Annotated in this window: 15 protein-coding genes and 1 riboswitch; of the genes, 8 read left to right on the forward strand and 7 right to left on the reverse strand. The window is 71.6% G+C overall.

Features of this window, described 5'->3' with window-relative positions; all coding sequences use genetic code 11:
- Positions 1-50 precede the first annotated feature (50 nt).
- The gene (locus ACIRQF_RS22345; protein WP_376632848.1) at positions 51-380 is read left to right on the forward strand and encodes a deoxyxylulose-5-phosphate synthase; all 330 of its coding nucleotides are present in this window, start codon (positions 51-53) and stop codon (positions 378-380) included.
- Positions 381-396: 16 nt separating this feature from the next.
- Here the strand turns inward: ACIRQF_RS22345 and ACIRQF_RS22350 are convergent, their stop codons facing one another.
- Entirely contained in the window at positions 397-870 is a 474-nt protein-coding gene (locus ACIRQF_RS22350; protein WP_404094359.1) for an SRPBCC domain-containing protein, read from the reverse strand.
- Between the two features lie 217 nt (positions 871-1,087).
- On the opposite strand from ACIRQF_RS22350, the gene ACIRQF_RS22355 reads away from it, so the two are divergent.
- Positions 1,088-2,764: a hypothetical protein gene (locus ACIRQF_RS22355; protein ID WP_404094361.1), complete on the forward strand. Its 1,677-nt coding sequence runs from the start codon at positions 1,088-1,090 to the stop codon at positions 2,762-2,764.
- A complete protein-coding gene (locus tag ACIRQF_RS22360; protein ID WP_404094364.1) occupies positions 2,754-4,391 on the forward strand; it encodes a hypothetical protein in 1,638 nt (545 codons plus the stop codon). The genes ACIRQF_RS22355 and ACIRQF_RS22360 overlap by 11 nt, the downstream gene beginning before the upstream one ends.
- Positions 4,392-4,574: 183 nt before the next feature.
- Here ACIRQF_RS22360 and groL read toward each other — a convergent pair whose 3' ends face one another.
- The 4 genes from groL to thrC form a co-directional block, all read right to left on the reverse strand.
- On the reverse strand, positions 4,575-6,197 hold the full coding sequence (groL, locus tag ACIRQF_RS22365) for a chaperonin GroEL (protein WP_376632840.1): 1,623 nt from the start codon (positions 6,195-6,197) through the stop codon (positions 4,575-4,577).
- 343 nt (positions 6,198-6,540) lie between these two features.
- Complete coding sequence (locus tag ACIRQF_RS22370) at positions 6,541-6,744, reverse strand: cold-shock protein (RefSeq protein ID WP_005315736.1); 204 nt, start codon at positions 6,742-6,744, stop codon at positions 6,541-6,543.
- A gap of 428 nt (positions 6,745-7,172) precedes the next feature.
- On the reverse strand, positions 7,173-7,448 hold the full coding sequence (locus ACIRQF_RS22375; RefSeq protein ID WP_376632838.1) for a MoaD/ThiS family protein: 276 nt from the start codon (positions 7,446-7,448) through the stop codon (positions 7,173-7,175).
- Between the two features lie 23 nt (positions 7,449-7,471).
- Positions 7,472-8,782, reverse strand: coding sequence for a threonine synthase (gene thrC / locus ACIRQF_RS22380; protein ID WP_376633242.1), 1,311 nt, complete (start codon positions 8,780-8,782; stop codon positions 7,472-7,474).
- A riboswitch (SAM riboswitch) is annotated at positions 8,776-8,968 on the reverse strand. (Overlaps the previous gene by 7 nt.)
- A 121-nt stretch (positions 8,969-9,089) precedes the next feature.
- Here thrC and ACIRQF_RS22385 point away from each other — a divergent pair.
- From ACIRQF_RS22385 to ACIRQF_RS22405, 5 genes are all read left to right on the forward strand, one after another.
- Positions 9,090-10,058 carry a glucosyl-3-phosphoglycerate synthase gene (locus ACIRQF_RS22385; RefSeq protein WP_376633240.1) on the forward strand — a complete coding sequence of 323 codons (969 nt, stop codon included), beginning with the start codon at positions 9,090-9,092 and terminating at the stop codon, positions 10,056-10,058.
- 38 nt (positions 10,059-10,096) lie between these two features.
- Positions 10,097-10,588 (forward strand): hypothetical protein, encoded by a 492-nt coding sequence (locus tag ACIRQF_RS22390; protein ID WP_404094368.1) that lies wholly within the window; start codon positions 10,097-10,099, stop codon positions 10,586-10,588.
- Between the two features lie 148 nt (positions 10,589-10,736).
- A complete protein-coding gene (locus tag ACIRQF_RS22395) occupies positions 10,737-12,113 on the forward strand; it encodes a trehalose-6-phosphate synthase (protein WP_404094370.1) in 1,377 nt (458 codons plus the stop codon).
- A gap of 168 nt (positions 12,114-12,281) precedes the next feature.
- Positions 12,282-14,564: an immune inhibitor A domain-containing protein gene (locus ACIRQF_RS22400; protein ID WP_404094373.1), complete on the forward strand. Its 2,283-nt coding sequence runs from the start codon at positions 12,282-12,284 to the stop codon at positions 14,562-14,564.
- A 130-nt stretch (positions 14,565-14,694) separates the two neighbouring features.
- A complete protein-coding gene (locus ACIRQF_RS22405; RefSeq protein WP_404094375.1) occupies positions 14,695-18,162 on the forward strand; it encodes a hypothetical protein in 3,468 nt (1,155 codons plus the stop codon).
- Here the strand turns inward: ACIRQF_RS22405 and otsB are convergent.
- Together otsB and ACIRQF_RS22415 are read right to left on the reverse strand one after the other, a co-directional pair.
- The gene (gene otsB / locus ACIRQF_RS22410) at positions 18,150-19,013 is read right to left on the reverse strand and encodes a trehalose-phosphatase (RefSeq protein WP_382479342.1); all 864 of its coding nucleotides are present in this window, start codon (positions 19,011-19,013) and stop codon (positions 18,150-18,152) included. The two genes, ACIRQF_RS22405 and otsB, sit on opposite strands and share 13 nt — an antisense overlap.
- Before the next feature lie 77 nt (positions 19,014-19,090).
- Positions 19,091-19,330, reverse strand: a complete 240-nt coding sequence (locus tag ACIRQF_RS22415; protein ID WP_376632826.1) for a DUF3263 domain-containing protein — start codon at positions 19,328-19,330, stop codon at positions 19,091-19,093.
- Between the last annotated feature and the right edge of the window lie 2 nt (positions 19,331-19,332).

Consider the following 19,332-nt stretch of genomic DNA (forward strand, 5'->3'; position numbering starts at 1 on the left):
GGGCCGGAATTCACCGCGACCGCGGGCGCGCGAGCACCTAACCTGGCCGCATGGGCCATGGGAAGACCTCGTACGTGTGTCTGCCGTGCCGCGCCTCGTACAAGCAGCCGTACGACGCATGGCGCGAGCGGCGCTGTCCGCGCTGCGCGCGGGTGATGATCCATGCCGGGTCGGCGTTCGCGCCGCCGCCGCGCCGGGACCGGAACGCCTGGCGGGCGCTGTCCGTCGTGCTGAACGCGGGGATCGGTTTCCACAAGTCCTGCTGCGGCGGCCCGGGTTACCGGCCGCGCACCCTCGCCGAGGTGAAGGCCCGCATGGCGTACGCCCGCCGTACCGGCGAGCCCGCCGCCCGGGCCCTCCTGCGGTACGACCTGCCCTGACGGCCGGGTCCGGGCGTCACGCCATGAGGCGCAGGTGGGCCGCTAGGCGGTCGTACTGCTCGCGGATCCCCGTCTCCATCCCCGCCGCCAGCGCCTGGTCGCGGATCTCCGTCGTCGGCCAGAAGGACGTGCTGGTCAGGGCGGTGCCGCCGTCAGGGGTGGCGTCGAAGGAGAGGATCACGCGGACCGGGTCGGCGTCCGGCATCTGCTCGAAGATCTCCGTGTAGACGAGGCGCTCGGCCGGGACGATGTCCTCGTACGTGCCGGAGAAGACGATCTCCTGGCCCTCCGGGGTCCGCTGGCCCCAGCGCCACGCGCCGCCCGGGCGCAGATCGATGTCGCAGACGGACATGGTCAGGGAGGCGAGGCCGTACCAGGCGCGGACGTGCTCGGGGCGCGTCCACGCCTCCCACACGCGCCGCACGGGGGCGTCGAAGGTGCGGGTGACGACCAGCTCGCGGTCCGCCGGTGTGGTGAGCAGCGTGATCATGACGTACTCCGCCTCCCGCTTCCGTTCCGGGACTCCGGGCCGGGGGATTGCGTTCCGGGCTCTCTCCCCAGCATCGCCCCTCCGTCTGTCGCTCGCAGGACTCCCGCCTACCCGGCAATCCAGTGAACATGTTCAATCCCCAGGCGATATCGTGCGTACCACGCGGCCCGCACGCCTCTCGTGCACCGCCTTTTCTGACCTGTGGGGGGTCCCTTTCATGCGCACCACGCGCACACGTCCGCACGCCCTCGTGCGTGCGGCCACCGTCTTCGCCCTGGCGGCAGGCGTGGCCCTGCCCGCCGTCGTCACGGCTCCGGCCGCGTACGCGGCGACCGTCAGCCAGACCACCACCCTGGACGACGGCCGGCTGACCGTCGGCCTGCCCGGCGACGCCCTGTGGGTGAAGGTGAGCGTCCTCGCCTCCGCCGCCCCGGACGCCGCCGTCCTCGCCTCGACGGACGAGCTCGGCCTGACGGCCTACTCCGCCTGGACCACCGAAGCGCCGATCCGGCTCCCCGAGGGCACCGCCCTCGGGGACTACCCGCTCGCCGTCGAGTACCGGCTGCCCGGCGGCACCGTGCAGCGCTGGACCGGCGGCACCTTCGCCTACCGGCTGCACACCGGGGTCGCCGCCGCCTCCTTCGACCGCACGACCACCAGCTACGACCGCCGGGACGTCGTCCTGTCCGGCAGGGCCACCACCTGGAACCCGGCCACGGGCACGACCACCCCGGCCGCCGAGGGCACCTCGGTCAAGGTCACGCTGAACCTGAGCGACGCCTTCTCCAGAACCCAGACCCGGACCACCACGGTCGCCACCGCGGCGGACGGCACCTTCTCGCTGCCCTTCACCGCGGACGACGAGATCACCGGCGGCAAGGCCGAGGTCGTGTCCGCCGCCGCCGACACCGACCCCGTGGCACCGCGCGGCATCCCCGCCGTGGGTGTGGAGAAGCTGAAGTACCGGATCACCTCGGACTCGGGCAGGTTCCGTGTCTCCGCCGGAACGGACGTCAACGTCCAGGGCCGCGTGGAGCGCCTGACCGAGGCCGGCTGGCAGGGCTTCGCCGGCGTCCCGGTCGTCACCACCGGCGCCGAGCCGTACCCGTACACCAAGGCGCTCGCCCCGCTCGGCGGCGGCGACACGGCGGCGGACGGCTCCTTCGCCTACCCGGCCCGGGTCCAGTACACGACGGGCAAGCTGTACACGCTGCCGAAGCCGTCGGTCTACTTCGCCCGCGAGATGACCCACCTGTACGACGTCGCGGACATCGCGGTGCCGCAGCAGTTCACGTACAGCAGCGCCACGACCACCCTGAACGAGTACGGCTGGGTGAAGGCGCGGGGGCGTCTCGGCGCCGGCAGCACGTACTGCGACACCAAGCCCGACTGGGTCGCGCTGCAGGTCTCCCTGGACAACGGGCGCACCTGGCGCACCATGAAGTCCGGCTACGTCGACACCGGCTGCTGGTACGACCTCGGCGCCTGGGGCTACGTCAACGCCGTCTACCGGATCTACCACCCGGAGAGCGACCGCTACGTCGCCAAGAACACCGCGAACATCCGCCTGTCCCGCATCCCCACCCGGATCGTCAACGTCACCTACAGCCCCTCGCGGCCGCAGGTCAACGGCAAGATGACCGTCAAGGGTGTGGTGCAGCAGCAGGTGAACGGGGTCTGGAAGGCCCTGCCGGGCGCGCGGCTGACGCTGTACGTCAAGCCCAAGGGCGACCCGAGCTGGTACTGGGCCGCCAAGAACATCGCCACCGGCTCCAACGGCGCCTTCAGCGTCACCACCACCACCTACGGCGACGGCACCTGGGGCCTGGGCACGCAGCCCCGCACCGGCTACTTCTACAGCGAGTCGAGGAACTTCTATGTCGATGCGCGCTGACCTCCGGCTCTCCGCCGTCTCCCTCGTCACGGCGCTCGTCCTGGGCGCCGGCGCGGCCCCGGCCCTCGCCGAGGAGCCGGCCCCGACCGTCGGCGTCGGACGGGCCGTGACCGTCGACACCCAGCGCGGCACCTTCCGGGTGACCGCGTGGACCGACGCACCGCAGGCCACCGTCACCTCGGTGTCCGCCAAGGTCCGGCAGGGCGACACCGTCCTCGCCGACCTGCCCTCGCTCGTCGAGAACCCTTCGAGCCGGGGCACGTTCGCCCTGCCGGAGGAGTCGGCGCTCAAGCTCACCGAGGACGGCGGCACCATCCCGGCACTCGGCCGGTACGCGATCGACGTGACGGCCACCGACTCGCTCGGCAACACCGTCACGCGGGCGAACGCGGGCACCCTCGACTTCACCCTGCGGCCGGTCCTGACCAGCTTCGACGTCGGCGTCTCCACCTGGGCCGACCGCAACATCCACCCGCAGGGCACCCTGGTCGGCATCCAGCCCGGATCCCTCGACCAGGTGCCGCTGCCCGGCCGCTCGGTGTCGTTCCGGCTCGGCTGGGACGAGACCGCGATCGGGACCGCCGTGACCGACGCCACCGGCGCCTTCACCGCCGCTCCGATCCCGCTGACCACGCGCTACGCCTGGTACCGGGCCGAGTTCAGCGAGAACGGCGACGAGGTGCACGGCCTCGGGGCGCGCACCGACGACGCCGACGTGCGGACCAGGAGGATGGCCCTCACCGCCACCGCCGACAAGACGCTCGCGGTGAACGGCGAGACCGTCACCGTCACCGGCCGGGTCACCGACCCGGCGGACGGCTCCCCGGTCGCCGACGAGCCGCTGGAGGCGCTGCTGGGCGGCGGGGTTCCGCTGGCCGTACGCACCGACGCGGAGGGCCGGTTCACCGCGCGGCTCGTCGCCGCTCCGGGCCCGGACCACACCGGATGGAGCGTCAGGGGCACCGGCGTGTTCCAGGAGGGGCTGTACGCGAACGGTGCGCTCGCCATGCCGAAGGACACCCGCACGAACCTCGTCGCCTACCGGCTCGACAGCAACGGGCGGCTCACGGCGTGGGGCCAGTTCCGCTCCCCGTACGAGACGTGGGCGGGCTACATGACCGACCAGACGGTGCTCCTGGAGCAGTCCCCGGACGGGCTGACCGGCTGGAAGAAGGTCGCCTCGACCCCGATCACCACCGATGTGCGGCGGTCGTTCGCCGTCGGCGTGGCCACCAGGGGCGGCTGGTTCCGGCTGCACAGCCTCGGCTCGTCGATGTACGCGGAGTCCGTGAGCCGGACCTTCCAGGTGGCCCGGACCTCCACCCGGGTGCTGTCGGTGGACGCCACGCCGGAGCCCGTCCGCAAGGGCGCCGAGATCACGGTGACGGCCACGGTGCAGCACGACCAGGCGGGCTGGAAGCCGCTGGCCGGCCAGCAGGTGCAGCTGCGCTTCGCCGCGTGGGGCTCCCAGACCTGGAAGACCGTCGCCTGGGGCCGCACCTCGGCCACGGGCAGGGCGAGCCTGAAGGCGCGGACCTCGGTGGACGGGACGTACACCGTCGTCTACGTCGGTGACGCCTCGCACTTCGACTCCACCGGCCGGGGCGACTACGTCGACGTGCGCTGACGCCCGGCCCCCGGGCCGGATCCGGGGGGGCGACGTGCGCCGGCCCCCGGCCCCCGGCCCGCGGCCCCCGGCCCCCGGCCCCCGGCCCCCGGCCCGGATCCGGGGCACACGACTGAAGGGCGGCACCCCCACGGGGTGCCGCCCTTCGGCGTTCAGCGATGAACCGCCGATCCTCTACGAGGATCAGAAGTCCATGTCACCGCCCGGCATGCCGCCGCCGGCCGGCGCCGCGGCCTTCTCCGGCTTGTCGGCGATGACGGCCTCGGTGGTGAGGAACAGGGCCGCGATGGAGGCGGCGTTCTGCAGCGCGGAGCGCGTCACCTTGGCCGGGTCGAGGATGCCCTCGGCGATCATGTCGACGTACTCACCGGTCGCGGCGTTCAGACCGTGACCGACGGGGAGGTTGCGCACCTTCTCCACGACGACGCCACCCTCGAGACCACCGTTGACGGCGATCTGCTTGAGCGGGGCCTCCAGGGCCAGCTTGACGGCGTTGGCACCGGTGGCCTCGTCGCCGTCCAGCTCCAGCTTCTCGAAGACCGCGGAGGCCTGCAGCAGGGCCACGCCACCACCGGCGACGATGCCCTCCTCGACGGCCGCCTTCGCGTTGCGAACGGCGTCCTCGATGCGGTGCTTGCGCTCCTTGAGCTCGACCTCGGTCGCGGCACCGGCCTTGATGACGGCGACGCCACCGGCGAGCTTCGCCAGGCGCTCCTGGAGCTTCTCGCGGTCGTAGTCCGAGTCGGAGTTCTCGATCTCGGCGCGGATCTGGTTCACGCGACCGGCGACCTGCTCGCTGTCACCGGCACCGTCGACGATGGTGGTCTCGTCCTTGGTGATGACGACCTTGCGGGCGCGGCCCAGCAGGTCCAGGCCGGCGTTCTCGAGCTTGAGACCGACCTCCTCGGAGATGACCGTGCCGCCGGTGAGGATGGCGATGTCGTTCAGCATGGCCTTGCGGCGGTCGCCGAAGCCCGGGGCCTTGACGGCGACGGACTTGAAGGTGCCACGGATCTTGTTGACGACCAGGGTCGACAGGGCCTCGCCCTCGACGTCCTCGGCGATGATCAGCAGCGGCTTGCCCGACTGCATGACCTTCTCGAGGAGCGGGAGCAGGTCCTTCACCGAGGAGACCTTGGAGTTGACGATGAGGATGTACGGGTCCTCGAGCGCGGCCTCCATGCGCTCCATGTCGGTCGCGAAGTACGCCGAGATGTAGCCCTTGTCGAAGCGCATACCCTCGGTGAGCTCCAGCTCCAGACCGAAGGTCTGGGACTCCTCGACGGTGATGACGCCTTCCTTGCCGACCTTGTCCATCGCCTCGGCGATGAGCTCGCCGATCTGGGTGTCGGCGGCGGAGATGGAGGCGGTGGAGGCGATCTGCTCCTTCGTCTCGACCTCCTTCGCCTGGTCGAGCAGCGCACCGGAGACGGCCTCGACGGCCTTCTCGATGCCGCGCTTGAGGGCCATCGGGTTGGCGCCGGCGGCGACGTTGCGCAGGCCCTCACGGACCAGCGCCTGGGCGAGAACGGTGGCGGTGGTCGTACCGTCGCCGGCGACGTCGTCCGTCTTCTTGGCGACTTCCTTGACCAGCTCGGCGCCGATCTTCTCGTACGGGTCCTCGAGCTCGATCTCCTTGGCGATGGAGACACCATCGTTGGTGATCGTGGGGGCGCCCCACTTCTTCTCGAGGACGACGTTGCGACCCTTGGGGCCGAGGGTGACCTTGACGGCGTCAGCGAGCTGGTTCATGCCGCGCTCGAGACCGCGCCGGGCCTCCTCGTCGAACGCGATGATCTTGGCCATGTGAAGTGGTCCTCCCGGACATGGGGTGGATAACGCTCCTGGACCTGGCCGACGCCCGCGACGGACGGTCCCGCGCTCCTCGTGGTTCCTTGCCCCACTCGGTCGGCGACCTCGTCTGCCCGATCCTCGTAGCACTCTCACCTTCAGAGTGCTAACGCCAATGATTAGCACTCGACCCATGCGAGTGCAAGCGACTCAGGTGGATCCGCCGCCCTCGACCCATCTCTCGGCGCACGCGCGGCGCACGCGCGGGCGCACCTGTCCGGACACGCGCGAGGGGTCCGCATCCCAGTGGGATGCGGACCCCTCGACGGAAGTGCGTCGGTGGCCGATCGCGCCGCGCTCAGACGGCGAGCTTGACCATGTCCGCCTGCGGACCCTTCTGGCCCTGCGAGATCTCGAACTCGACCCGCTGACCCTCTTCGAGGGTGCGGTACCCGTCCATCTGGATCGCGCTGTAGTGGACGAAAACATCCGCACCACCGTCGACCGCGATGAAGCCGTAGCCCTTCTCCGCGTTGAACCACTTGACGGTGCCCTGAGCCATGCCTAACTCCCCTATTACTGGCCCTTGCGCGGGGCCGCACTTCGCGGACCCGGGTCAGACCCTGCGCCGGAACGCGTCGACCGCGGCTGAATGTATCTGCCCAACTGCCCTCTGCAACAGGTCAATCGGACGAGAATTCTGGGCACGGTGGAAAGGGGAATTGGGGAGAATCCCCGGAATTCCGGGGCAAGTCGGGCCCGGCAAAACGCGCAGAAGGTACACAAGGCGCGGGCACTTTGGCTGCTTCTTGTCGCGCGGAGACGCATTCTCATATGCGCCTGGCATGAGCAGCGGAGGGGACTTCCCCAACTCTACCGCGCTCAACCATACAGAATTACCCCTTCCGCTTCTTCTGGCGGAAGGGGCAATTCAGGTATTGCGGATACCCGTGAGTACGGCCCTGCGGCCGCCGGCACGGTGCGCGACGGTCAGCCGCCGGCGACGGCCGGGATGATGGAGACGCCCGCGCCGTCCGGCGTCGCGGTCTCCAGGCCCTGCTCGAAGCGCACGTCGTCGTCGTTCACGTACACGTTGACGAAGCGGCGCAGCTTGCCCTGGTCGTCCAGGACGCGGGCCGCGATGCCCGTGTGGTTCTTCTCCAGGTCGGCGATGACCTCGGCGAGGGTCCCGCCCTCGGCGGGCACCTCGGACTGCCCGCCGGTGTAGGTGCGGAGGATGGTGGGGATGCGGACGTTCACGGCCATGGCTGTCTTCGTACCTCTCGGTTTCAGTGGGCCAGGCCCGCGTCGCGGAACGCGTCCAGGCTCGGGCGGATCGTGGCGGTCGCCTGCGAGGTCTCGGCCACGGCGTCCAGGGTCTTGAGGCCGTCGCCGGTGTTGAGGACCACCGTCGTCAGCGTGGGGTCGATCAGACCGTTCTCGACGAGCTTCCTCGTCACGCCGACGGTCACGCCGCCCGCGGTCTCGGCGAAGATGCCCTCGGTGCGGGCGAGGATCTTGATGGCGTCGACGACCTGCTCGTCGTTCACGTCCTCCACGGCACCGCCGGTGCGGCGGGCGATGTCGAGCACGTAGGGGCCGTCGGCCGGGTTGCCGATCGCCAGCGACTTGGCGATGGTGTTCGGCTTCTGCGGGCGGACCACGTCGTGACCGGCCTTGAAGGCGGCGGAGACCGGGGAGCAGCCCTCGGCCTGGGCGCCGAAGATCTTGTACGGCTTGTCCTCGACCAGGCCCAGCTTGATGAGCTCCTGCAGACCCTTGTCGATCTTCGTGAGCTGCGAGCCGGAGGCGATCGGGATGACGAGCTGGTCCGGGATGACCCAGCCGAGCTGCTCGCAGATCTCGTACGCGAGCGTCTTCGAGCCCTCGCCGTAGTACGGGCGGAGGTTGACGTTCACGAAGCCCCAGCCCTCGCCGAGCGGGTCGCCGATGAGCTCCGAGCAGAAGCGGTTGACGTCGTCGTAGTTGCCCTCGATGGCCACCAGGTCGCCGCCGTAGACACCGGCCATGACGACCTTGCCCTGCTCCAGGTCGTGCGGGATGAACACGCAGGAGCGGAAGCCGGCCCGGGCGGCGGCGGCGCCGACGGCGCCGGCCAGGTTGCCGGTGGACGAGCAGGACAGGGTGGTGAAGCCGAAGGCGCGGGCGGCCTCGATGGCCTGCGCGACGACCCGGTCCTTGAAGGAGTGGGTCGGGTTGCCGGAGTCGTCCTTGACGAAGAGCCTGCCGGGCTCGACGCCGATCTCGCGGGCGAGGTTGTCGGCCTGGACGAGCTTGGTCCACCCGGGGTTCAGGTTGGGCTTCTCGGCGACGTCGGCCGGGACGGGCAGCAGCGGGGCGTAGCGCCAGATGTTGGCGGGGCCGGCCTCGATCTGCTTGCGCAGGGCCTCGGGGTCACCGGTGGGCAGGTCGTAGGCGACCTCGAGCGGACCGAAACAGAGCTCACAGGCAAAGATCGGGCCGAGCGGGAAGGATTCACCGCATTCGCGACAGGAGAGTCCGGAAGCGGGACCGAGATCGACGGTGGTTCCGGGTGCGACGGTCTGTACAGCCATGGAGGCGAGGCCCTTTCTCCTCATCTTCCTCATGACGCATTTCGCCATGAGACGGATTTGGCACCTTCCCTAGCCGGGAGCCTCGCGCTGAAAGCTGCGCCCGTCAGGACTCCACCTGGGGTGGTGACCGTGAGACGGGTGGGCGAGTAACCGACTGGAGGGTTGCCGGGGCTTCAACGGGCCGTTTCCCTCTGCCCCTCTGGATGAGCGGTATTCGATTGTGAGACGCGGTCGGCACCCCGACATGCATCGGGCATCCGCGTTGTTCAAGACTGTAACCGAAGGCTTCCGAGGTGGAGACGGTCGTCCGATCCGCGAGATGGAGATCACGTTGCTGGAAGAAGTGGAGCGCTGGCTGACCCGGCGGTCCTGGTCCGTGGCCGACCGTCCGCTGGAGCGGATCCTCGCCGCCAAGCGGGGGACGAAGGTCAGCGTCGTCCTGCCCGCGCTGAACGAGGAGGCGACGGTCGGCGCGATCGTCTCCGTCATCCGCCACGAGCTGATGACCCCGGCGGTGCCGCTGGTGGACGAGCTGGTGGTGATCGACTCGGGCTCGACCGACCGTACGGCGGAGGTGGCCGCGGCGGCCGGCGCGCGGGTGGTGGCGCGCGACGAGATCCTGCCCCGCATACCGGCGGTGCCGGGCAAGGGCGAAGTCCTGTGGCGGTCACTGATGGTGACGAGCGGGGACGTCGTCTGCTTCGTGGACGCGGACCTGCGGGACTTCTCGGCGGACTTCGTCACCGGGATCGTGGGGCCGCTGCTCACCGATCCGGACGTCGACTTCGTGAAGGCCATGTACGACCGCCCGCTCGGCGCCGAGTTCGACGGGCTCACCTCGGGGAGGCCCCCCGGCCAGGGCGGCCGCGTGACGGAGCTGGTGGCCCGGCCGCTGCTCAATCTGCACTGGCCGCGGCTCGCCGGATTCGTCCAGCCGCTGGGCGGCGAGTACGCGGCCCGCCGCTCGCTGCTGGAGCGGCTCCCCTTCCCGGTCGGTTACGGAGTGGAGCTGGGCCTCCTCGTGGACGCGCTGCACACGGTCGGCCTGGACGCGCTCGCCCAGGTGGACGTGGGGGTGCGCAAGCACCGGCACCAGGACGGCCTGGCGCTCGGCCGGATGGCGGCGGCGATCTACCGGACGGCCCAGCTGCGCCTGTCACGGGGGCACCTGGTGCGGCCGCGGCTCACGCAGTTCGAGCGCGGCGAGGACGGCTTCACGCCGCACACGTACGCGGTGGACACGGAGGAGCGGCCCCCGATGGTGGAGATCGCGGAGTACGCGGAGCGCCGCGTGGCGTAACACCGGATAATGATCATTTCTGACTAGATTTCCGTTTCATGCGGTTCAGACCTGAAACGGGAATCCTGTTGGCGACGCTCGGCATGGCGGCCGGAGCGCTGACGCTCACCGGGGCCGCCGCGGCCGCCGCCGTCCCGGGCGGGGCCGTCCCGGGCGGGGCCGCGTGGGCCCCGCGGGCCGCCCATGAGACCACGCACGCGGGTGACGCCCTGGCCGGGAACCCGGCCGCCGTCGGCTCCGCGACACCCGGCCGGCCCGGCCCCGCCCCGGACCCGAAGCCGTCCCCGTCGGCCCCGTCCGTACCCCCGTCCTCGCAGCGCGCCCCGGCCGCCCCGAACAGCGGCCCGCACGCCGGTCCGCACGCCGGTCCGAATGCCGGTCCGAACGGCGACGGCCAAGGTGGGGTGACGGCGCATACGGGCGAGCGCGTGTGGCTGCTCGGCGGGCTGGGGCTCGCGCTGGCGGCGACGGGCGTGGTGGCCAGGGCGGCGATCAGGAGCCGCACGGAGAGCAGCCGCACGGAGCCCTGACCGGCGACCGCGCCCCGGGCGCGCCGACCCGCGCGCCGCACCAGGCCCTGATCCGGCCCCACCCGCCCCCGCCGGGCCCGTCTGGCGCGAATCCGTACGTCTCGAATCCGCACGTTTGAGCGTTTACCGGACGGGCTAGGTTCGCCATATGGCTTCTGTCCTCGTGGCATCGAACCGCGGCCCGGTCTCCTACACCGTGCGTGACGACGGCGCCCTGGAGACCCGGCGGGGCGGCGGCGGGCTCGTCTCGGGTCTCAGCGCCGTCGCGTCGGAGGGCGCTGCGGAGGACGGGCTCTGGGTGTGCGCGGCCCTGAGCGACGCCGACCGCGAGGCGGTGCGGCGCGGGGTGGCCGAGCCGGGCGTCCGGATGCTGGACATCGACCCGGAGGTGTACGCCGACGCGTACAACGGCATCGCGAACTCGGTGCTGTGGTTCCTCCACCACCATCTGTACGACATCCCGCGCGAGCCCGTCTTCGACGCGGCCTTCCGCCGCCGCTGGGAGTCGTACCGCGCCTACAACCGCGCCTTCGCCGAGGCCCTCGCCGAAGCGGCCGACGAGGGCGCGGCGGTGCTCGTGCAGGACTACCACCTGGCGCTGGTGCCCGGGCAGCTGCGGACGCTGCGCCCCGACCTGCGGATCGCACACTTCACGCACACGCCGTGGGCCTCGCCGCAGTACCTGGGGATGCTCCCGGACGACGTGCACCACGAGCTGGTCGAGGGCATGCTCGGCGCCGACGAGGTCGGCTTCCACACCCGGGCCTGGGCGTCCGCCTTCCTCGCCGACCCGCTGGTCGAGCGGGCCGCCGACGCCACGCGCGTCGCGGTGCACCCGCTCGGCGTGGACGCCGAGGAGCTGCGCGCGCTCGCCCACCGCCCCGAGGTCGACGAACGCCTCGCGGCACTGCGGGCCGAGGTCGGCGACCGGAAGACGATCGTCCGCGTCGACCGCACCGAGCTGTCCAAGAACATCCTGCGCGGCCTGCTCGCCTACCGGGAGCTGCTGACCACCCGCCCCGAGTGGCGCGGCCGGGTCGTCCACCTCGCCTCCGCCTACCCCTCCCGGCAGGACCTGGAGGTCTACCGCGCGTACACGGCCTCGGTGGGCGAGCTCGCGGAGCGGATCAACGAGGAGTTCGGCACGCCGGACTGGCGGCCCGTCCTGGTCTCCGTCCAGGACGACTTCACCCGCTCCCTCGCCGCGTACCGGATGGCCGACGTCGCCCTGGTCAACCCGGTGCGCGACGGCATGAACCTGGTCGCCAAGGAGATCCCGGTGGTCTCCGACGCGGGCTGCGCCCTGGTGCTGTCCCGGGAGGCGGGCGCGTACGAGGAGCTGCGCGCCGACGCCCTCACCGTGAACCCGTACGACGTGACGGGCACCGCCGAGGCGCTGCACGAGGCCCTCTCGATGCCGGCCCCGGAACGCGCCGACCGCACGAAGCGCCTCGCGGCGGCGGCGACGGCACTCCCGCCCCAGCGCTGGTTCCTGGACCAGCTGGAAGCACTGCGGGCCCTCTGACGGAAGATCTACCGGATAGACCCCTCCTCGCGGGCGGGTCTTTCGTGCCAGACTCTGCGCCGATCGTTCCCCCAGGCGATCCGTTCACCCACAACGGAACCATGCGCACCATGCGTCCTACGCATGCGAGCGAAGGGATCGCACCACGTGAAAAAGATTGTCGTGGGCATGACTATCGGGTCGGCGCTCACCGCACTCCTCGCCGCCGGCCTCACCCCGGCCGCCGCGCAGGAATCCCGGGACGGCGGCACCGGCGCCACCACGGCGCCCCGCGCGGACAACCGCCCCGGACCGCTCACCAAGCAGCGCAGCGAGCTGCGCGAGAAGGCGATCGACCTGGTCGCCAAGGGCAAGGCGAAGGCGAACGCCCGCGGCGTCGTCGAGGTCGCGCCCGGCAAGTTCGCCGAGACGACGACCACGACCGCCGTACGCCAGGAGAAGATCCTCACGATCCTCTCCGAGTTCGGCGACCAGAGCCTCGGCAAGTACGGCAGCGTCCCCGGCCCGCTGCACAACCGGATCCCGCAGCCGGACCGGACCCTGGACAACTCCAACGCCTGGACCGCCGACTTCTCGAAGGCCCACTACGAGGACCTGTTCAACGGCTCCGGCGAGTCGATGCGGACCTTCTACGAGAAACTGTCGGGCGGCCGCTACTCGGTGAGCAACACCGTCGAGGACTGGGTCAAGGTCCCGTACAACGCCTCCCGGTACGGCGACAACGCCGTCGAGGACACCGGCGGCTCCTGGGCCTTCGTCCAGGACACCGGCGACGCCTGGTGGAACGCGCAGCTCGCGGCGGGCAAGAGCCCGGCCGAGATCGACGCCTACCTCGCCCAGTTCGACGTCTGGGACCGCAACGACTGGGACCACGACGGGAACTTCGACGAGCCCGACGGCTACATCGACCACTTCCAGGCCGTCCACGCCGGCATGGGCGAGGACGCGGGCGGCGGCGCCCAGGGCGAGGACGCCATCTGGTCGCACCGCTGGTACGTCAACGGCGACGACTTCGGCCTCACCGGCCCGGACGTCTCCGGCACGCAGAACAAGGCGGGCGGCGCCCGCATCGGCCAGTCGAAGTACTGGTTCGGCGACTACACCACCGAGGGCGAGAACGGCGGACTCGGCGTCTTCTGCCACGAGTTCGGCCACGACCTCGGACTGCCGGACTACTACGACACCGACGGCGGCGAGAACTCCACCGCCTTCTGGACCCTGATGAGCTCCGGCTCCTGGCTCGGCCACGGTGCCGCCGCCGGCGAGGGCATCGGCACCCACCCCGGCCTGATGGGCGCCGAGGAGAAGCTCTTCCTCGGCTGGCTCGACGTCGCCGACGCGCCGCTCGGCGCCACCGGCTCGTACACGCTGAGCCCGGCCGCGCTCCAGGTCGCCGGCAAGGCGCAGGCCGTCCGCGTGGCGCTCCCGGACAAGACGAGCAGCACGACGTACGCGACACCGCCCTCGGGCACGCACGCCTGGTGGACGGGCTCGGCCGACGGGCTGAACCAGTCCCTCACCCGTACCGTCCCGGCCGCCCCCAAGGTCACCGTCAAGGCGAGCGCCTGGTACGAGATCGAGGCCGACTTCGACTACCTCTTCGCCGAGTACTCCCTCGACAACGGCGCCACCTGGGCCCGGGCCGGCGCGGCCGTCTCCGGCTCCTCGGCCGGCAAGTGGACGACGCTGCGCTACTCGTACGACTCCGCGGGCAAGCCCTCCCTCTTCCGCTTCCGCTACCAGTCGGACGGCGGCGTCCACTTCGCGGGCGCGTTCGTCGACGACGTCACGCTGACCGCCGGCGGGACGACCCTGGCGGCGGACGACGTCGAGCAGGGCGCGAACGGCTGGACGGCGCAGGGCCGCTGGAAGATCTCGACCGGCACCGAGACCGCCACCTCCACGCGCTACTACCTGCTGGAGAACCGCGAGTACGTCGGCGCCGACGCGCTCCTCGCCGAGGGCCCATACCAGTTCAGCAAGGGCATCACCGCCCCGGACTGGGTGGAGTTCTTCCGCTTCCAGAACGGCATGCTGGTCTGGTACGTGGACCGCTCCTACGACGACAACAACGTCAGCGCCCACCCGGGCGGCGGCTCGGCGATGGCCGTGGACGCCCGCCCGGCCCCGTTCCGCTACGACGACGGCACGGCCCCGACGAACCGGCGCCAGCCCTTCGACGCCACCTTCGGCCTGGAGCCCACCGACGCGACCTGCCTCCACAAGGAGGTCCTGGTCGGCAAGGGCGGCAACAAGACCGTCGAGACGAAGGCGGCCTGCGCCCCCTCGGTCCCGGGTATCCCGGTCTTCGACGACACCGACCCCGACGCGTACTACGACGCCACGGCCCCCCAGGCCAGCGTGCGGGTCGCGGGCCACGGCGTGAAGGTCACGGTCACGGGTGACGCGGGCGACGACCTGACGATCAGCGTGCTCAACCCGGCCCCGTAGCAGGGTCCTTGCCTGACCGACCCTGTTCAAAAAGAGGCGCCCCGGCGGACCGGGGCGCCTCTTCCTGCTGTTACCCTCCGGTCCACCTGCGGTGGGGGGCACGGCAGGGTCTCTGGGGAGGGATTTCCTGGTGTTTCGTCACACCTGGGCACGGAGCGCATCCGTCGCCGCGACGGCCATCGCACTAACGGTGGGCGGCGTCCTGACACCACTGGCGGTGACGGCGACGGCGGAGGAGCCGGGGGCGGGAGAGGTCGTCGTGCCGGCGGCCCGCAGGTCGTCCGCGATCAGCGCATCGCCCTATCTGACCGCCCAGTCGCGGTACTACCGGGCGGACGCCGCAGGAGCCGAGGGCGTCTTCCACTACCAGGGAGCGGACCGGCAGGTCCTGTGGACCCGGTACGCGGACGGCCGCAGCACCCCGGTCCCCCTGTCGAACGAAGCCGGGACGACCATCCTCGGCACGGGCGCCGACACCCTGGCGCTCTTTCGTGAGGGCGAGGTCGAACTGCGCGCCGCAGACGGCACCTCGCGCCACCTGAAGCTCCCCGAGGGGCTGAAGGCGTACTCGGTCCACGACTCCACGGTGGTCGCCTACGAGAGGATCCCCCAGCCGGACGGAACGTACACGACCGGCGCGTGGCACCTGCTGTCCCTCCGCCCCGACGGAACCGTCCGGGACCTTCCCGTGACCGGCCCGGACGACACCTTCGCGGGCGGGGCCCTCGCCGGCGACCGGTCGGGCATCCTCACCACGACGCGGGTCCAGGACGAGAAGCGGCGGTACGGCATCGCCTCCACCGAGACGGGACGCGTCGAGACGCTCACCGCGCCTGTCCCCAGCACGTTCGCCAGGGCGAAGCTGTCTCCCGACCACATCGCGCTGTACAGCTCCGACAGCACCGACCACAAGGTTCTGGTGGCCTCGCGAAGCGACCTCTCGGCTCCGCTCACCGAGGTCACCGTGGACAACTACCAGGCGAACGGCACCTCCAAGGACCAGTTCGCCATCGTCGGCGACTGGCTCGTCTACGTGTCGTCGAGCAGCTCTCTCGACGCCAAGCCGATCGCAGGCGGTCCCGCCGTCACCCTGCTCGCCAAGGTGTCCAACGGGGTGGCCGCCGGACCGGACGGCACCGCCGCGGTCGTCGGCGGCTCCGACGCCGTCGACTGGGGCGTCCGCCGCGTCGCCGCCGACGCCTCGGGGAAGCCCGTGGTGACGATGGTGAAGCCGCTGCCCAACCCCGCGAAGATCCGAGGCATCGCCCTGGCCCAAGGCCGCCTCTCCGTCCTCGACGACAGCGACCACTCGGCCTTCGAGTACGTCCGGGACATCAGCCTCTCCGGCACCCCGGCGTACGGGATCCGGTCGGAGCTCACCGGCATCGCGATGGACCCGTGCGAGGACGACGACCCCGCCTGCGCCGCGTACATGGCACTCGGGGACGGACGGTTCGTCCGCCGGGTGAGCGCGGACGACACGAACTGGCGCTACTACGTCAACGGTTCCGGGGACTACGATTTCTCCGACCTGTACCTGCCCGCCGGCGGCAGGATCGACGCCGTCTCCTCCCGCTACCTGGTCCACACCGTCCCCGGCACGTCGGCCACGCCCGGCACGCAGACGATCCGGTCGATCGGCGGCGGGATCCTCGAAACGCGCGCACCCGTCGCCGCCGCCCTGTGGAACACCTTGCTGTGGAGCGCGACCGGAGAGAACGGGACCCTGGCCGCCAAGGACCTGAAGACCGGCCAGGCGGTCGAGACCGTGAACACCGGTGCCCCCTGCGTCCCCGCGGAACTCCAGGTGACCGCCCGCTGGCTGTACTGGTCCTGCGGCGCGAACGGACCGGCCGGCGTCTACGACCGTACGGCGAAGTCGTCGCGGTCCGTGCCGTCCGGCGAGGCCCTGCTCGGCGACGGCTACGTCGTCACCCACGACAAGACCGCCGGAGAGCTCGTCCTCACCGGCGCCGCCGCCGACGGTCCGGCGAGCCGAGTCGTGGGCGCACTGCCCGACACCGGCGTCTCCCAGCGCCATGTCCGCTGGAGCGTCGACAAGTTCGGCGGCCATCTCGCCTACGTCGACGCCGAGCAGCAGGTGCACGTCGTGGCGACGGGCATCCCCGCACAGCCGCTGGCGGTGCTGGACGGAACGGCGTCGACGTACGTCGACGCCGCCTCCACCGGCGCGTGGCAACTCCTCACCCGTCGGTACAGCAAGCCGGTGGGCTCCTGGACCCTGACGGCCCGCGACAACCGGACGGGCCAGGTCAGCGAGCTGGCTGCCGGAACGGAGATACGCGGGAAGCTGGAGGTCTTCTGGAAGGGGCGTGACAGGGCCGGCACCCTGCTGGCGAACGGTGCGTACACATGGACGCTCACCGCTCCGCCCGCCGACGGCATCGGCCCCGCCGTCCAGGAGTCCGGCACCGTGACCCTGGTCGGCGGTGCCTCGCTCGCCTCCAGCCGGTTCGCAGGCGTGTCGGGGACCACGAATGATCCGGTCCGGATCCTCGACACGCGCAGCGGCCTCGGCGCGCACAAGGGCAAGGTCGGCCCCGGCGGCTCGATCACGCTCCAGGTCACCGGGCAGGGGCAGGTACCGGCGACCGACGTCACGGCCGTCGCACTGAACGTGACCGCGGTCAACCCGAGCGCCTCGACGTTCGTCACGGTCCACCCGTACGGCACCGCCCGCCCCAACGCCTCCAACCTCAACGTACCCGCGGGCCGGGTCGTGGCCGGGATGGTCGTCGTCCCGGTCAAGGACGGCAAGGTCACCCTCTACAACCACGCCGGCAGCGTCGACCTCGTCGCCGATGTGACCGGCTACTACACAGCCGGCTCGGGCACGCTCTTCGAGCCCCTCAAGCCGGCCCGGATCGTGGACTCCCGGATCGGGCTCGGCGTCGCGAAGGGCCGGCTGGAGGCAGGCATGCTCGGGTGGGCTCCGGTCCTCGGGCGCGGCGGGGTGCCGAAGACGGGCGTCACGGCCGTGGTGCTCCAGCTGACCGTCACGAACCCTTCGGCGGCCACGTTCGTCTCGGCGTACGGCACCCCCTACATCGGCACCTACGCGCAGTCGCACGTGCAGGTGGCGGCCGGGCAGACCGCCTCCAACCTGGTGGTCGTCCCGCTGTACGACGACTCCCTGGCCCTCCTCAACCGGTTCGGCGCGGCCGACGTGATCGCCGATGTCGTCGGCTACTACCGCAACGACCACCTCGGCTCGCTCTTCCAGCCCCTCGCCCCCTCCCGCTCCCTCGACACCCGCGCCGCGATCGGCGCCCCGAAGGCCAAGCTGGGCGGCGGCAAGACGCTCACCCTCACCGTCGCCGGACGGAACGGGGTGCCGGCCACCGGGGTGACGGCGGTCGTCATGAACGTGACGGCGACCAACGCCACCAACGGCACGTACGTCAGCGTCTATCCGTACGGGACCACCCGGCCGAACACGTCGAACCTCAACGTGGCCGCCGGGCAGACCGTGTCCACCCTGGTCGTCGTACCCGTCGTCGACGGCAAGGTCACGCTCTACAACCACAGCGGCAGCGTCGACCTCGTAGCCGACATCCAGGGCTTCTACGCCCCCTGATCCGCCCTCCGGTCCAGCTCCTCCGCCAGACCCGCCAGGAAGTCCACCACCGCCGCCGGCCCCGGGACCGTGAGGTCGGCGCGGTCGGCGAGGCCGGGGACGGCCTCCGAGGCGGCGGCGGAGCAGACGAGGAGGCCGGGGGTGCCGTCGGAGCGGAGCTTCTCGACGGCGGCGTAGGCCGGCAGGTCGCCCAGGTCGTCGCCGGCGTAGAGGACGGAGCCGGCGCCGATCTCGCGGACGTAGTCGGCGAGGGCGACGCCCTTGTCCATGCCGGGGGGCCGGAGTTCCAGGACCATCCGGCCCGGTTCGAGGACCAGGCCGTGGTGGGTGGCCAGGTCGGCGAGGGGGCCCTTCAGGGCCTCGAAGGCGCCCTGGGGGTCCGCAGCGCGGCGGGTGTGGACGGCGACCGCGCGGCCCTTCTCCTCGATCCACGTGCCGGGCCAGGCCCCGACGCGGTCCAGGAAGCCGGGCAGCTCGGCGCGGACCGAGGCGACGCCCGGGTGCGGGGCGGCGGCGTGGACGGTGCCGGAGACGGCGTCCCAGCGTTCGGCGCCGTAGTGGCCGAGGACGACCAGGTGCTCCAGGCCGGGGACGCCGGCGAAGCCTCCGTAGCGGACTGCCACCCCGGCCGGGCGGCCGGTGATCACGGCCACGGAGGCCACGTGCGGGGCGAGGGCGGCCAGGGCGGGCACGGCGCCGGGATGGGCGCGGGCCTGCTCCGGGTCCGGGACGATCTCGGCGAGCGTCCCGTCGAAGTCGAGGGCGACGACGGCCTGCTCCGGGCGCGCGAGGAGCGCGTCCAGACCGTCTCGGCCGGCGGTGGTGGCCGGGTGCGGAAGGCGGCTGACCATGTCCACGACCCTACCGAGGGATCGCGTCCGCGTCAGCGCCACCGCCTCACGGCACCGGTTCCGGCGGCCGCCCCGTCTCAGCGGCGCGCTTCCCTCTCGGCCCTGACCCGGCGCAGGCGGTTGACCGTCACCGGGTCGTGCACGAGGGCCCTCGGGTCGTCGAGGAGGGCGTTGAGCAGCTGGTAGTAACGGGTGGCGGAGAGGCCGAGCTGTTCGCGTACGGCCCGCTCCTTCGCGCCGGGTCCCGGCCAGGAGCGCCGCTCCATGGCCAGGACGGCCCGCTCGCGCTCGCCCAGCTCGCCGGATTCGGTGGTCATAC

The sequence above is a fragment of the Streptomyces sp. NPDC101191 genome (assembly GCF_044767915.1).
GTDB lineage: Bacteria > Actinomycetota > Actinomycetes > Streptomycetales > Streptomycetaceae > Streptomyces.